Consider the following 14,771-nt stretch of genomic DNA (forward strand, 5'->3'; position numbering starts at 1 on the left):
TATGCAAATACTAGGGAGGGAATTCATTACAATGTCAATGTTTAAACGAATGCTCGCGAGTGCCGGAATTGGAGCGGCTAAAGTAGATCTCATGCTCCATCAAGATTTCGTGAACGCAGGTGATACGATCAGTGGTACCGTTCGAATTCAAGGTGGCCGAGTGGATCAGGAGGTCGATGACGTCTACGCATTCGTTAAGACACGTTACTTGAAAGAGCTGAACGATAAGAAGATGGAAGTGGAAGCGACGGTATCCAAATTCCTGTTAGCAAGTAAATTCAAAGTAGTGGCGGAGCAGGTCTATGAATTTCCTGTCTCATTCCAGCTTCCGGCGATAACGCCAGTGACGTTAGGTAGATCGCCGGTTTGGATTCAAACCGGACTTGATATTAAAGAGGCAATTGATCCGAAGGATCAGGATTATCTTCAAGTAGGCCCTCATCCATATTGTGCTATTATTTTGGATGCGATGAATCAGCTCGGGTTCCATATTCGTGAAGTGACTTGTGAATATGCACCGCGTTACGGCAGGATCAATGGGTTAGATTTTGTTCAAGAATTTGAATTCGTTCCCCCCTCACAGTTCCGGAATCAACTAGACGAATTAGAAATCGTTTTCTTTCCAAATGAGGATGGCATTGAGTTGCTCCTACAAATTGATCGCAAGGCACGTGGTTTAGCTGGTTTGTTCGCCGATGCGCTTGATACAGATGAGAGTTTTGTGAAAATACGCTTCGATCACAATCAACTTGCTTACGGAGTTGACTATGTAGCTGATCAACTGCTCGCAACGATCCATAAATACGTATAAACAGGATTATAAAAGAGAGGGGGAGAACCCCTCTCTTTTTTCGTTTTTATAAAGAAAAATTTATTTATATGAAGGAATGAACTAAATGGACAGGATAAACGTACTATAGTAAAACTATCCTAACAACGTATGAAACGGTAGGCATTGATTGCATGATGAAAGTTACTAATACGAATACGAACGGAGAGGGAGTGCCAAGATGCTGACGATTAAGCATTTTACCAAGAGCTATAAGGGCGGTAAGAAGGCAGTGAATGACTTGAACTTAGTGGTCGAGAAAGGCGATATTTATGGCTTTATTGGTCATAACGGCGCGGGGAAAACAACGACGATTCGGGCAGTAGTAGGTGTTCTTGATTTTGAAGAGGGGGATATCGAAATAGGTGGACATTCCATCAAAAAAGATCCTTTAGCCTGCAAAGCGATCACTGCGTATATTCCAGATAATCCAGATCTATACGATCATCTGACCGGCATTCAATACTTGAATTTTATTGGTGATCTTTTTAGTGTATCGAAAGCAGATCGGGAGTTGTTGATTAAGAAATATGGCGATGAATTTGAGATTACATCTCATTTGGGGGATTTAATCTCCTCGTATTCTCATGGTATGAAGCAGAAGCTCGCGATCATCTCAGCACTGATACATAAACCGAAGCTGTTAGTTCTGGATGAGCCCTTTGTGGGACTTGATCCAAAAGCGGCACACACGCTTAAAAAAATCATGACGGAGATTTGCAGTCAGGGCAGTGCGATCTTTTTTTCAACGCATGTACTGGATGTAGCGGAGAAGCTCTGTAATAAGATTGCCATCATCAAAGCGGGAGAATTGATTACGCATGGGAAAACAGAAGAGGTGAAGGGTGACAGCAGCCTTGAAGATGTATTTTTGGAGTTGATTAAGCATGATTAATATCTGGAGATTGACGAAGATTCAGCTGATCTCTTCCTTTGGGTTAAATAAAGCTTTGCACACACGTGATGTGAAAGAAAGACGAAAAATGCTTTGGCTGACCATCGGGATCCTAATTGGAATTGTTATGATGGCTGTGGTTTCATTTGGTTATAGCTATATGATAGCAGAGACCCTTGAACAGATTGGCCGGCCAGAGCTACTGCTTGCGATAATGATGGCAGTTACTTGCTTAATCGGATTTTTTACAACGATCTATAAGGCTAGTGGTGTATTATTTGGCTCCAAAGACTACGATCTCGTAATGTCGCTGCCAATCAAAACGAGTCATATTGTAGCAAGTCGGGTGGCTCAGCTTTATGTGTTAAACCTATTCTTCTCTTTGATGGTGATGGTACCTGCAGGCATTGTTTATGCTATAAAGGTGAATCCCGGCGTACTATATTATTTGTATTTTTTGATGACACTGTTATTTATTCCATTAGTGCCGATCATAGCTGCAACGATTATAGGTGCTCTGATCAGCTGGGTTTCCTCAAGATTTAAAGGAAGTCGTATAATAACGCTCATCCTAACTTTTGTTGTAATTATGGCTATAATTGTTGGTTCAGGTCAAATAAATGGTAACAATCCACAATTACTTGCGGATATGAGCGCTCAAATTGCTGATCAAATATACAACTTGTATCCTTTGACGCTTATGTATGTAAATGCGGTTTGCTCGTTTCAGTTTGATTCCTTAGTATTGTTTATTGGGTTTTCGCTGATTTCTTTTATGCTGTTTACCATCGTGCTTGGTAGCAAATATAAAGCGATCCACACAGGTCTTACGACTTCTTTTTCAAAAAATAAATATCAAATGAAATCACTTGCAGTATCCTCACCGCTTTACACATTGTATAAAAAAGAGCTGCGTCGCTATTTTAGTTCTTCTATCTATGTACTTAACACGAGTATAGGCATGGTAATGTTACTTGTGTTAGCGATCGCCTTATTGTTCGTTAGTGCAGAGCAACTAGGACAACTCGTTGAGATACCAGAGCTTTCAAATTATCTGAATCGACTGGCTCCACTGTTTGTTTCCGTTTTTGTAACTTTAAGCTGTACGACATCCAGTTCTATATCGCTCGAAGGTAATAATATTTGGATCTTAAAAAGCGCACCTGTGCCGACATTAACGATATTGCTAAGTAAAATTGCAGTGAATCTTACGATTACCGTGCCGATTGCGGTTGTAAGTAGTGTGTTCCTTATGATTTCCCTAGGTACGGGATGGGTGGAAAGCTTGCTATTATTGGTTATTCCGGTCCTTTATGCTTGTCTTACTGCAATGACTGGTGTACTCGTTAACTTGAAGTTACCTAAACTGGAGTGGACAAATGAAGTATCGGTAGTCAAACAAAGCGCATCCGTCTTAGTGGCGATGTTGATAGGGTTTATAAGCTTACTGATTCCATTTGGTTTGAGTCTGCTGCTATCTGATCTGAATGGCAATCTCGTATTGTTAGGGATTGGATTACTAATAATAGTGGTTTGTGGTGCGATGTATCGATATATTCAATCCAAAGGGGAGCTTTTATTTCGGGCTCTTTAAATCATAGGGGGATCCTAAAAGTCGTAACGGCTAGTGGGATGCCCTGTTTTTTTTGCGCTCTACCAATATTTTAGCAGTGTTTATAGCTTCTATCCTTGGTATAATTCGAAGATTATATCCGAGGAGGATCATCTCGTGAACAATAGATTTGTAATTACGATACTTGTAGTAGTGCTTGTAGCTGGAGTATTTATTCAACATATATCGGCTGATGATGAGGCGCCTTTTAAGGATATAGATACTAGTTATGCTAAAAATGAAATTATAGATTTGTATCACCGCAACATATTAACCGGCACAACGGCGACAAGCTTCTCACCTACTAAATCGATTACTAGAGCGGAATTCATTACGGTTCTTGACCGTCTGCTAAAGCTTGATCCGGCAGTCAGTCCAGTATCTCCTTATACAGATGTAGCTAAAAAAGCTTGGTATTACGGCTGGATACAGGCAGCTGTTCAGCTTGAGCTGGCTAACGGCACATCGGCAACTACTTTCACGCCAGCAAAAGCAGTTACCAGGCAGGAAGCGGCTGTATGGATGGCCAAAGCTTTAAAGCAAACAAACCATACTCATGCTCTAACTTCGTTCAATGATCGAAATGAAATTGCTAGCTGGGCAAGATCAGCTGTTGCAACTGTAAATGATCTAGGTTTAATGAAGGGGGATAATCGCAAGAATTTCCGACCCTCTGATCCTATAACTAGACAGGAAACGGCCGTCCTCATTGACCGAGTGCTGCAAAATGAGAGTTGGGCAGCAGAACTCGATGATGAGCCGGAGGATCGAATCGTTATAGGCTGGCAATATGGGCAGACGACGGCACAATATGAGAATACGGTTCTGAAATCCAACGTTAACACCTTATCACCACGGTGGTATTATGTAGGAAAAACAGGTGCAGTAACGGATTCAACGGATGCTTCACTGATCACATGGGCAAAGAAGAATAATAAGAAAATATGGGCGATGGTAGGCAATCGATCGGATCAAGAAGCGACCCATCAAATGTTGTCGAGTGTAACCACAAGGAATACTGCAGTAAATCAATTAGTAGCTTTAGTGAGTAAATATAGATTAGATGGACTAAACATTGATTTTGAAAATGTAGCGCCTGACGATCGTGAGTATTTGACCTCGTTCATTACATTATTAGCTGAGAAAATGCATGCTCTTAACGCGAAGCTATCAATAGACGTCTCTCCTGATCTTGGAACAGATTGGACAGATGCTTTTGACTACGCTGCACTAGGTAAGCAAGTGAACTATATGGTGATGATGGGTTATGACGAACATTATGACGGGAGTAAGCTTCCAGGGCCCAATGCTTCTATTCCTTTTGATCAACATGCAGTGGATACTGTACTAAAGGACGTACCCAGCCATAAGGTTATATTGGCACTGCCTTTATATAATCGTGACTGGACATTGAATCAGAATGGTACGGTTTCATCTTCAAAGTATATCTCGCTTCCGGAGCAAAATCAGATTATTAGTAGCTATGGAATGAAGCCCGTATGGAATGAGACTTTAGGACAATATGTTGCCAACTATTCAAAGCAGTCCATAAAGCACACGATCTGGATTGAGGATGGCCGTTCTTTAATAGCAAAATACGATTTAAGCGTTAAGAACAATCTAGCTGGAATTGCTTATTGGTATATAGGTGGGGAAAGCGCAGATATATGGTCTAGCGTAAGTAATGTAGAGAAATTTTACGATTATACCTTTTAAAAAGAAAGACTGGATGCATATAGCTACCTTGCTATGGCATTCAGTCTTTTTATTTGGTTATCACAGCGCAATAACTTATACACTAAATATATATATATTTAAAGAATTATAAGTCATAATCATCCATATAAAAGTTACATTTTTCCCTAGTATGAAATAATTAATAAATGCTATATTTTTCTTGAGCAATTATACATATGGAGGAATTCAAAGGATGCCATCAATTACAGAAACAATTCAACTGATCGAATCAAAAGAATTTCAAAGAACACTAGAAAGTCTGTATGGTGATGTTCCATCTATCATTAACGATCAAAAGCAAAGATATAAAACCTTGGTTCAGGAATATGTAAAAAAATTTGCAGAGGGCGAAGTGTTTCTCTTTAGCTCACCAGGGCGCAGTGAAATTAGTGGCAATCATACAGATCATAATCTAGGTAAAGTAATTGCTGCCAGTATAAACATGGATTGTATTGGAGCGGCTGCGAAAAATGATCAAAATATTATTCGTATAAAAAGCATTACCTATAACGAAGACTTCATTATTGATTTAAATTCGAGTGGGAATAGCCTTAACCTTTCAGGAACATATACCTTAGTTAAAGGGATTTTGGACGGTTTTGAACGTTACGGTTATAAATTAGGCGGTTTTGATGTTTGTATCACAAGTGATGTCATAAGTGCAGCAGGTGTAAGCTCATCAGCTTCTTTTGAGATGTTGATATGTTCTATTATTAATTTCTTCTACAACAATAACGAGATGGATGTCGTTACATGTGCCAAGATAGGCCAATATGCAGAGAATTCAGAGTGGAACAAACAATCGGGTTTGCTCGACCAAATTGCTTGTGGATATGGGGGACTAATTTCGATTGATTTTAAAAACATCGAGGCTCCGCTGATCACTACATTAAATTTTTCATCCATTGACAAAGGTTATGAGTTATTTATTGTCCCCACAGGTGCAAACCATGCAGATTTAAGTGAAGAATACTCCTCAATTCCAACAGAAATGAATGCTGTTGCCCGAGAACTTGGGAAAAATGTGCTTCGTGATTTAGAAAAGCAAGATATATTGGACAACCTGGACAAACTTAGAGAGAGTGTTGGAGATAGAGCTGTATTGAGAGCACTGCATTTCTATGAGGAAAACATTCGAGTTGATCAACAAGTAGAAGCTTTAACAGACGATAATGCAAACAGCTTCATAAGACTCGTAAATGAATCTGGAAACTCATCCTGGAAATGGCTGCAAAATTGCTATTCTAACTCTACTCCTACTGAACAGGGTGTGACACTATATTTGGCATTAACTGAGCTGTTTATCAAGGAGAAGGGGGCAGGAGCCTGCAGGGTACATGGAGGCGGTTTTGCAGGAGTTATAATGGCTTTATTGCCAAAAGAATACACGGATTCCTATAAAGCATATATGCACTCATTTGGTGTTGAGCAGATTTATCCTGTCCGCATTCGTAAGCATGGTGCTATTAATTTAAATCTATTATAGGCGTTTATCAGTCGGCACCTAGTTAGCGTATATCTATATACTTGGTGCCGATTTTTTTTCTGATGATGTTCTAGTTTACGAAATATGAGAATATTAACTGAGTGTTTTAGTCATTATAAAATCTATTTGTTCTTCATTACCCATATAGAAAGAGTGAGTCCCTGTTTGAACGAAATTCATTTTTTCATAGAATTTAATTGCATTCTCATTTTTTTCCCAAACGCCTAACCAAATCTTCTCTTTATTCTGATCTTTTGCTATGTCTAAAGCCTTATTCATCAGGTATTTACCTAGTCCCCGTTTATGAAATTTCCCCCTGATATAAATCCTCTCGATTTCAAGCGAATCATTACCCATTTTTTCTGATTGGGCATCATTAAAGTTTAGCTTTAAATACCCTGCAACTTCCTTATTCAAAAAAATAAAATAGAATTCCGAACAATTATTCAATAATTCTTTTCCTAATTGTTTCAAATTAAAAGCACGATCTAAGTAAGCATTCATAATTGCAGGTGAGTTTTGATTCTGAAATGTATCGTTAAATGTTTCAACACTGATTTCTTGGAGTAACCCTAAATCTTCAAACGTACACTTTTTTATATTTATGGTCATTTTTATTTGTCCTCCGTTTACTAAGTCAATAATCTCTTTTGTTTCCTTTTTTGACTAACTCCCAGTCTTTTTCTACATTTTTTCTGACTCTCTGCAGCAAGGTAAACATAGTTTCTACTTCACTCTCAGAGAATCCAGATAATGCGACCTTATTGGAATAATCGTTTTCCCTTTTTATGTATGGGTACAAAGTAACCCCTTTCTCCGTAGGAAATAGTTTTTTTATTTTTTTATTTTGATTGTCTTCTTTCTTTTCAATAAATCCATTAATTTCTAATTTCTTAATTGCACGTGAAGCTGTTGTTCGATCTACTTTTATCAACTCAGCTAACTTTTCTTGAATTATTCCTGGGTTTTCACATATTCGAACGAGGTACAAATATTGCCCTTTTGTAAGGTCATGTTCTGCAAATTCTATATTGCTTATTGAATCTAATGCCCTAGCTATCATTCCAATTTCACGTAGGATTTCCTTCATAAATAACTCCTTAGTGCGTGTTTTGTTGTAAATGCAATAAATAATATATATTAATTTATCTCATAATTGTTGCATTTGCAATAAAAAATAAATAAATAAATAAAATAGCGAGGGGAGTAAAGTGAAGCGTGACTTCTATGTATTAGAAATTTATAAAACTAACTCTTGGTATTTCACGATTGGAAGCCCTTATAAAAAGACTGGATAGCAACATGGTTATGTTGCCATCCAGTCTTTTTATTGGGTTATTACCGCACAAATGGTAGTCTCTCGTTATTGAACAGTGTCCGGTAACATCAGCAAATAACTCGATCTGGCCAAAGTCTGCATTTCGTATTTCATTAATTCAGTTTCGAGTGACGTATTTTTTGAAGTTTTTTACTTTAATAACTTTAACACTTTTTGATAAAAGCTTCTTGTCGCTGACGATCCAGGTGTGATCTTTGGAGTTTTTTCTACGAATTGCAGCGAAGTTATACTTATTACCTGCGTAAATCTTAAAGCCACGAGCTGCGCAATCAGCACAAAATTTAACGCATTCACCTCTGTTCCGATTTGGAAAAGAAATCTGATCGAACACCTTGCGTTTAATGAGTAGGGTCGCACCTTGAACATTGGTTACATATTTATTCTCCATTCGGAGGTAACGAAGCAAAAGTAACTTCTTATCATTCAAATACATATAGTGAGCCCGTTTTCCAACGATATCTGCTTTAGTCTTATGGAGTATTTGCATGCTATCAGTTAAATAGTTGGAAGCGTAATAATCGTCATCATCAAATTTTGCAATATAACTATAATTCGCTAATTGCACACCAAAATTCAAACAATAACCGAGAGAATGATGTTCCGGTACTTTAAAAACCCACACATTCTTATGTTTTTTTGCAGCAGCTGTATAGTCATCTATCTTCAAACTATCATTATTTATGATTACGATAAGTTCTTTAAGATTAAAATTTTGTCGTCGATAGTTATCAAACAGTGTATTTATACAGTCAGCTCGTTTCGTACAGGTCAGAATAGATACAGCAGATATAGTGGAATCTGTAGCCCGTTTCATAATTTGATCTTTGGACTGCGTCCAACAAATGCTTTGTAATTTTTAATATTACGGATGATCTTATGGTTTGCTATTAAAGTGCTATCACTGATGATCCATGTGTGCTTTAAAGAGTTTTTTCTACGGATGGCTACGAAGTTATTCTTACTCGCAGAATAAACCTTATAACCTTTCTTTCTGCTTCTGCTGCAAAAAAGATCATCTTCACCCACGTTTTTATTAGGGAATTTCACATGATCGAATACTTTACGTTTGAAGACGAGTGTAGCGCCTGGGAGATGGGTAACTGTTCGATGTTCGTCATGCGCGAAACGAAGGATTAAAGTCTTTGAACCACTTAAATACATATAGTGAGCTCGTTTTCCAAGAATATCAGCATTTGTTCTATTTAATGTCTGAATACTTTCTGTCAAATAATGAGGGGCATAATAATCGTCGTCATCGAATTTGGCGATGGTATGATATTTGCATTTCGTTACGGCATAGTTTAAGCATGAACCCAGAGTTTGATGTTCTGGCTTACGAAATATCTTTATGTTTTTGTGATTTTTAGCTAACTGTTGGTAGGGAGATAGTGGAATTGCATTGTTATTGATAATAATGATGAGTTCTTTTTGGGCATATCGTTGTCTGTTGTAATTATGGAGTAGGTTGTTTAAATAATTTTTACGATTTGTACAGGTAATAATGGAAACACCATTCATTTAACCAACCCCTTAGATGCTTTTTATTTGGGAAAAGTCTCATAATACGATATGTCCAAGTTAGGATAGAGTAACGGCATATCAACCTCAGGGATGCAAAAATGGATTTTTATATAGAACACAAAACCACAGTCATGACTGTGCTACTGAGATATAGCTCAGCTTGAAGCACCAATACAGTATCTCTCCCTGGTAAAGGCCATTTTCAAAATTCAGGTGGAAAGTAGGAAGACTCAGGACAAATGATCACTATAATGGAAATAAGAGACATACTTAGATACAATCTATAGGATATAAACAAGAATCAGTCTGAGTAAGAAAGCGATAAGAGGAGGCCATCTCGTGGGAAGATCATTCGCAAATTTGCATATCAAGTCGAACAACCTTGAGAAGACTGTCGGAGCATTAAGAGAGCTAAGCGAAGGGCATGCCACAGTATTAGGCAAGCCAAATAATGAGGCTCAAGAGTTCAATGTTGTCATGTACGTAAGCAAAAGCAACGAGTACTGGATCAGCGTGCTCCATGATTATTTTGTATGGGGTACGGTGAAGAAGATCGGCAAAACGCTGTCTCGGCTTATCGAGGAGCCAGTGATGACCGCCGGATATATAAATGAGGAAATATTCGAGTTGTCGTTGTTCGAGAATGGAGATATTGAGGCCGAAAGAATCTTTTGTGAACAGTGGACGAGGGATGAATATGAACAACTCAAAGAAGAGCGTCTTAACGATGACTATTTGCAGAAAGCGTTGGATATCCGCAATGAGGATTTTGACGACTTCATTAGCATTACGAGTCCGGCACAAGCCGTAGATAAGCTGTCAGAACTCGTAAGAATGTCATTATGGAGCGATTGGGAGTGGATCCCGCACGAAGAAACTCTCAAAGAACGATTTGCGAAATATGAATTTTGAAAATACATGAGCAAATGGCTAAGGTCATCTGAGATGACACTTTAGAACATGGCGGTGAGAGAAAAGAAATGGATAGATTAAAGAACAGCGGATTTTATAAACTTAGATTCTTCATAAGGCCGGAAGAGTTTGAAAGCGTTTTGAAGCTTTTTGAACATAAGCAAGCGCAATTTTATCTAACCAATTATGCCCAGACAGAGCATGACCAGAATCAGGTTTATGAGGCGTATCAGTCATTTTATCATTATTTTACGGCAGAGGAAAAAAGGAATGATGGTCACCCATTCTTTGTTTATTCCATTTCTGTTGCGTCTGATAATAAAGGCTCCGGATTTTTTGCGAGAAATGAAGGTGTCCATTTTCCCTATTACGGACAATGGGCAGAGGATGAATTGCCGTGTATCTTGCTTTCATTTCCTAAAGGCTTTCAAATGGATTTGGAAGATGAAAACGGGAAGTATTATATCTATGAGGATATCAGGGATCATAAGCCGTTAACATATAAGTTTTTCGATGAAATAAAAGACTCTATTAATAAAATGACAAAGCCGCTTCGCTTCTCGACGCATGACGCTGATGCTATGAAGGAGCAAAAGCCTTCTGTGCGTATAAGCCATGATGCGATTCACGATTTGAGCAAATCGTGGATTTTCAGTAAATACGGGCTTGTGATCAATGGCAAAAAAGGAGGATTAATGGATGCGGAAAATATGGAAAAAAAGAATTCTGATCAATAATCCTGCCCTGCTGGACCGGGATCTGATCGAGCGGGATTTGCACGACGGTAACCAAGTGATTATTCAATTTTCTCACCCGGATTTTTATGGCTCCATATTGGAAGAAGTGGATGAGCTTTGCGCGCGCTGGAATGAGGATTTCGGAGTACGTTTCTACGCCCACTATTCGCTGTCTTTTGATTGTCATACTCTCTTGCGGATTCCTCATGTGAAAATGCTGCACCTCGATAGTCTCACCCAGGCACATAACACTGAAGCATTGGCGAAGCTGGATCACCTGCGCAGTTTGAGCATAGGCATATACGAGCTGGAGAATTCGGAAATTCTGGGGATTGATACGTTGCACTCTCTAAATAAATTAAACATTATCTCGGATAAAAAGACCCTCAACCTGCAATATTTTAAAGAGTTCTCTGATCTGGAGGAATTGCATGTAGGGGGTAAGGTTAAAAACCTTGATGCTATAGGTTATCTGGAGAACTTGAATTATCTCGCGCTGCATTCGATCAGTAAACTGCCGTTACATTGTATTAACCGGCTGAGGAAGCTGGAGCACCTTCGCATTTTGCTTGGAGGCCGGGAGCACATTCATGAAATTGAAGAGAATACAATCGAGAACCTGGAGATTACTAGAGTCCGCGGCTTCCATGACCTGACCAATATTACAGCCTTTCAAGCGCTGAAGAGACTTGTTATTGAGGATCAAATCCAGCTGAAGGAAATCAGCTTTAACCAGGAAATGAAGGCACTGGAGGAGCTGTCTATCAGGAATTGTAAAGGCTTAACCCGTTTGACGGGAATGGAGCAACTACCTTTGCTGCACACGCTTCGTATTCTCAAGACGGCAATCGATTTTGATTCCTTTATCCATCAGAAACTTCCGAATTCTTTATCTTCAGTGGAGTTTGCAACTTTCAAAAGTAAAGCAGACCGGGAAATACAACAATCTTTAGCGGCATTGGGTTTTCAATAAAAGGTAGGATCGTTCAGTTAACAGGAGGAGTATTTATGTACATCGTATCTCAGCCAAAACCGCTATCTGACGGCCAAAACCAAGCACTTGCGAAGGAAGACGTTACTGTTTATCCACAGGGCTACCTCCGGTTTTTGCGGCGATTCGGTGAAGGGACTTACAGAGGGTGGTTGAATGTTCAGCTTCCCGATGCGGAGGTGCTTAAACCTTTTGCCGAGTACGGATTATGGGAGCATGACGAAAACAGCCCCATTAGTGAGCAACAGATCGGCGAGTGTATCGTTATAGGTACAACGGTGGACGGTGATTTTCTGGCAGTACATCCCCAGACAGCTAGGCTGCTCTGGCTACCTCGGCATGCGGAGCACGTAAAGGCGATTTCCCTCCAGGCACGGGAGCAGGAAGACGAAGGGATGTACGCCTTGGTGCTGGATGAAATATATCGTCAGGTGTATGGAATCAGCCAAGGGGAGAGCATCTACTATGAACCGTGGACGGGCACTCGGAGCCATCTCTTTTTGCGTTTGCCACAAGGACAGGATCAGCTTACGCTGCCCGAACTGGCCGACTTATGCCAAAACGAATTTCCGCCGGATTTGTCCATTGAGAATGCCTATGCTTGTTTCCTGTTCTACCGGCAGCTGGGCGGCTATGTACGATTGAATTATGCCTACCAGCAAGAGGTGGCTGTCTTCTATGAACAGGATGCGGGGCAGGCGTTTGAAGTTATGGAGCAGTGGCTCTTGTCGAAAGGCTGCGAAGCGATCTCAGAAAATAACAGATGATCCGGATGCTCCTTAAGTGTGGGAGAGGAAGGTATGCATGAAACTAGTTTTTACTTTGGATACACATGGAACGTGTGTTGGTCAATTGAGAGATGAGCTGCTGCCCTTAGAGGAATTAGCAAATACATGGAAGTTTCCCTATGATATCTTTTTTGTATTGCGTGTTTTACCTGAAAGTTATGGTCGAACAACATCCAGACGTTTTGATAGCAGGGATCATACCCTCGAATTAGATATCAGCATAAGTTATGAACAGTACCAACGGATGTCCAAGCATGAGCAACGTGAGGTATTAGGCAGTCACCTTTGTAACTATTTGTCAGAGTCAGTCGCTAAATATAATAAGCATGCAGATAAGGAAACTCAAAATCAACTATTGGATCTGGTGAAGAAATGGATGCTTGAAAACAATTGGCTAAATGGAAAGTTAAATCAAGCACGGAAACTACTTTCGCAAGACATGGGTCTTTATGAAGTCAGCCAAAAATTGCAGATGCCATTAGAAGAGATTGAGTATATCCTTCTCCGTATGAATGACTATGAGCCAACTGACGTTCATCCTGATAACATTGTAGCAGGAAAAGCGCCGCCATATCATTTGTAGAAGATTGGAGAGATATCCAAAACTTACAATAAACCCATGTATAAGGAGAGGGGATCGAACTTATGTATGAGCGTTTGGCAGAAAAACTGAAAACGACCTCCGCTTTAAAATGGTTTCCTGGCCATGGTGCGGAAGAAAGCTGGATAGCAGAAGCTGAAGAGGAATTAGGATTCTGCCTGCCGCCATCTTATCGCTGGTGGCTGGTTCATTACGGTAATGCCCGGTTGGGAGACGGCAATATTCTAGCGATCGCAGCTCCGGAACATAGAGAGTATTACGACGGCGACCTTCTTTACATACATAGACTGAATAAAGCCGAGGTATGGTGGGTAGGTCGGTTTCCCCACAGACTGGACTTGTTCGTGCCGGATAGCGACGAGCTTTATTTTTTTGATACGTCTACTAGAGATAAACAGGGGGAATTTCCGATCATGTGTTATGATCTCATGAATGATTTGATCGACAAGTATGCTTCAACGTTTGCGGAATTTCTAGAACGGCTGATTGACGAGCGTTCTTAAATAATCTGAGCTGATCGACTAATGGAAAGGAGGACCATTATCATGAAGCCGATGCAAGAAATAGAGACGCTGGCGATAGAAATCGCCGCTGCTGCCAGAACGTCTTTTCGTGCTCTTTTTGAAAATGGCGAACATTATTATTACTGTACGCTAAATACTACTGGCGAGGGACATGCGCCTAGCATCTCCGCCTGGTCGTGGGAAGCTTTGGAGATGGAATCGACCAGACAAGGAGACGAAAGTGACACACCGGGATCGACGATTGCTGAACTCATCAAATGGTCCTATGCCGATTCACCCTATTGTTGTTTCGGGGATGAGAACTTTGAGCACGTTAAACAACGATTTGCTGAGCGTCCTTTCATTGCGGATCTTGAGAATGACGAAGGGAATCGCGAGTTTGATTTGAGGCTGAAGGCCATGGAGCTGGCGATGAAAATGCTCGATGATGAAGGCATGTTTGCCATGAATCAGCTGCGAGAGTCAGTATGTGTCCTTGTCGAGGTCATGCCGCCGGATGAGGTTAATACCGAAATTGCCCTACGTTTAAATCGGGCGGAATCACCGGTTATGCAAGCATGGTTGACGGAAGCGGCGGAGTAGAAGCTCATCTTTAAGGGAAGTGTCAAACCCATAAATGAAGGTTCAGGAGTAGCAATAACTGCAAATTCATTAGCGGATTCTGTTACAAGAAAGACTCTGATATGTAGGTGAGATTTATACAAAGCACGGTGTGTTTTTACGGGCTGATCCGTTAGGAGACGTTAGTCTCCCGTACTTAGGAATCTTGCCACTTTAGTCGCGAGTAGTTCAATCAGTT

At 40.1% G+C, this 14,771-nt stretch carries 16 protein-coding genes; 12 read left to right on the plus strand and 4 right to left on the minus strand.

Features of this window, described 5'->3' with window-relative positions; translation table 11 throughout:
• The first annotated feature begins 31 nt into the window (after positions 1-31).
• The 5 genes from MKY52_RS21460 to MKY52_RS21480 all read left to right on the plus strand — a co-directional run bounded on the left by MKY52_RS21460 (position 32) and on the right by MKY52_RS21480 (position 6,559).
• Positions 32-811, plus strand: a complete 780-nt coding sequence (locus MKY52_RS21460) for a sporulation protein (RefSeq protein WP_340970760.1) — start codon at positions 32-34, stop codon at positions 809-811.
• A 199-nt stretch (positions 812-1,010) separates the two neighbouring features.
• Positions 1,011-1,724 carry an ABC transporter ATP-binding protein gene (locus MKY52_RS21465; RefSeq protein ID WP_042189353.1) on the plus strand — a complete coding sequence of 238 codons (714 nt, stop codon included), beginning with the start codon at positions 1,011-1,013 and terminating at the stop codon, positions 1,722-1,724.
• On the plus strand, positions 1,717-3,318 hold the full coding sequence (locus MKY52_RS21470; RefSeq protein WP_341053239.1) for a hypothetical protein: 1,602 nt from the start codon (positions 1,717-1,719) through the stop codon (positions 3,316-3,318). Before MKY52_RS21465 ends, MKY52_RS21470 begins: the two co-directional genes overlap by 8 nt.
• 135 nt (positions 3,319-3,453) lie before the next feature.
• On the plus strand, positions 3,454-5,052 hold the full coding sequence (locus MKY52_RS21475) for an S-layer homology domain-containing protein (RefSeq protein ID WP_341053240.1): 1,599 nt from the start codon (positions 3,454-3,456) through the stop codon (positions 5,050-5,052).
• 214 nt (positions 5,053-5,266) lie between these two features.
• On the plus strand, positions 5,267-6,559 hold the full coding sequence (locus MKY52_RS21480; RefSeq protein ID WP_341053241.1) for a galactokinase: 1,293 nt from the start codon (positions 5,267-5,269) through the stop codon (positions 6,557-6,559).
• 93 nt (positions 6,560-6,652) lie between these two features.
• Here the strand turns inward: MKY52_RS21480 and MKY52_RS21485 are convergent, their stop codons facing one another.
• From MKY52_RS21485 to MKY52_RS21500, 4 genes are all read right to left on the minus strand, one after another.
• A complete protein-coding gene (locus tag MKY52_RS21485; protein WP_341053242.1) occupies positions 6,653-7,171 on the minus strand; it encodes a GNAT family N-acetyltransferase in 519 nt (172 codons plus the stop codon).
• A 25-nt stretch (positions 7,172-7,196) separates the two neighbouring features.
• Positions 7,197-7,649 carry a MarR family winged helix-turn-helix transcriptional regulator gene (locus tag MKY52_RS21490; RefSeq protein WP_076286235.1) on the minus strand — a complete coding sequence of 151 codons (453 nt, stop codon included), beginning with the start codon at positions 7,647-7,649 and terminating at the stop codon, positions 7,197-7,199.
• A gap of 346 nt (positions 7,650-7,995) precedes the next feature.
• Entirely contained in the window at positions 7,996-8,712 is a 717-nt protein-coding gene (locus MKY52_RS21495) for a glycosyltransferase (protein ID WP_340970750.1), read from the minus strand.
• Entirely contained in the window at positions 8,709-9,416 is a 708-nt protein-coding gene (locus MKY52_RS21500; protein WP_341053245.1) for a glycosyltransferase, read from the minus strand. The genes MKY52_RS21495 and MKY52_RS21500 overlap by 4 nt, the downstream gene beginning before the upstream one ends.
• Positions 9,417-9,758: 342 nt before the next feature.
• On the opposite strand from MKY52_RS21500, the gene MKY52_RS21505 reads away from it, so the two are divergent.
• The 7 genes from MKY52_RS21505 (at position 9,759) to MKY52_RS21535 (ending at position 14,554) form a co-directional block, all read left to right on the plus strand.
• Entirely contained in the window at positions 9,759-10,331 is a 573-nt protein-coding gene (locus MKY52_RS21505) for a hypothetical protein (RefSeq protein ID WP_076300592.1), read from the plus strand.
• Between the two features lie 68 nt (positions 10,332-10,399).
• The gene (locus MKY52_RS21510; protein ID WP_341053246.1) at positions 10,400-11,068 is read left to right on the plus strand and encodes a hypothetical protein; all 669 of its coding nucleotides are present in this window, start codon (positions 10,400-10,402) and stop codon (positions 11,066-11,068) included.
• Positions 11,031-12,041 (plus strand): hypothetical protein, encoded by a 1,011-nt coding sequence (locus tag MKY52_RS21515; protein ID WP_341053247.1) that lies wholly within the window; start codon positions 11,031-11,033, stop codon positions 12,039-12,041. The genes MKY52_RS21510 and MKY52_RS21515 overlap by 38 nt, the downstream gene beginning before the upstream one ends.
• Positions 12,042-12,175: 134 nt before the next feature.
• Positions 12,176-12,826, plus strand: a complete 651-nt coding sequence (locus MKY52_RS21520) for a hypothetical protein (RefSeq protein WP_341053248.1) — start codon at positions 12,176-12,178, stop codon at positions 12,824-12,826.
• Positions 12,827-12,863: 37 nt separating this feature from the next.
• Positions 12,864-13,430: a hypothetical protein gene (locus tag MKY52_RS21525; RefSeq protein WP_076300596.1), complete on the plus strand. Its 567-nt coding sequence runs from the start codon at positions 12,864-12,866 to the stop codon at positions 13,428-13,430.
• A gap of 62 nt (positions 13,431-13,492) precedes the next feature.
• Positions 13,493-13,951 (plus strand): SMI1/KNR4 family protein, encoded by a 459-nt coding sequence (locus MKY52_RS21530; RefSeq protein WP_341053249.1) that lies wholly within the window; start codon positions 13,493-13,495, stop codon positions 13,949-13,951.
• Between the two features lie 21 nt (positions 13,952-13,972).
• Positions 13,973-14,554: a DUF4303 domain-containing protein gene (locus MKY52_RS21535; protein ID WP_341053250.1), complete on the plus strand. Its 582-nt coding sequence runs from the start codon at positions 13,973-13,975 to the stop codon at positions 14,552-14,554.
• Positions 14,555-14,771 lie beyond the last annotated feature (217 nt).

Origin of the sequence: Paenibacillus sp. FSL P4-0184, assembly GCF_038004625.1 — a bacterium.
GTDB lineage: Bacteria > Bacillota > Bacilli > Paenibacillales > Paenibacillaceae > Paenibacillus_AQ.

Bases quoted from the DNA above. Each gene is read 5' to 3' on its own strand.
- MKY52_RS21460 (WP_340970760.1), top strand. From the start codon at position 32: ATGTCAATGTTTAAACGAATGCTCGCGAGTGCCGGAATTGGAGCGGCT.
- MKY52_RS21465 (WP_042189353.1), top strand. From the start codon at position 1,011: ATGCTGACGATTAAGCATTTTACCAAGAGCTATAAGGGCGGTAAGAAG.
- MKY52_RS21470 (WP_341053239.1), top strand. From the start codon at position 1,717: ATGATTAATATCTGGAGATTGACGAAGATTCAGCTGATCTCTTCCTTT.
- MKY52_RS21480 (WP_341053241.1), top strand. From the start codon at position 5,267: ATGCCATCAATTACAGAAACAATTCAACTGATCGAATCAAAAGAATTT.
- MKY52_RS21485 (WP_341053242.1), bottom strand. From the start codon at position 7,171: ATGACCATAAATATAAAAAAGTGTACGTTTGAAGATTTAGGGTTACTC.
- MKY52_RS21490 (WP_076286235.1), bottom strand. From the start codon at position 7,649: ATGAAGGAAATCCTACGTGAAATTGGAATGATAGCTAGGGCATTAGAT.
- MKY52_RS21495 (WP_340970750.1), bottom strand. From the start codon at position 8,712: ATGAAACGGGCTACAGATTCCACTATATCTGCTGTATCTATTCTGACC.
- MKY52_RS21500 (WP_341053245.1), bottom strand. From the start codon at position 9,416: ATGAATGGTGTTTCCATTATTACCTGTACAAATCGTAAAAATTATTTA.
- MKY52_RS21510 (WP_341053246.1), top strand. From the start codon at position 10,400: ATGGATAGATTAAAGAACAGCGGATTTTATAAACTTAGATTCTTCATA.
- MKY52_RS21515 (WP_341053247.1), top strand. From the start codon at position 11,031: ATGCGGAAAATATGGAAAAAAAGAATTCTGATCAATAATCCTGCCCTG.
- MKY52_RS21525 (WP_076300596.1), top strand. From the start codon at position 12,864: ATGAAACTAGTTTTTACTTTGGATACACATGGAACGTGTGTTGGTCAA.
- MKY52_RS21530 (WP_341053249.1), top strand. From the start codon at position 13,493: ATGTATGAGCGTTTGGCAGAAAAACTGAAAACGACCTCCGCTTTAAAA.
- MKY52_RS21535 (WP_341053250.1), top strand. From the start codon at position 13,973: ATGGAAAGGAGGACCATTATCATGAAGCCGATGCAAGAAATAGAGACG.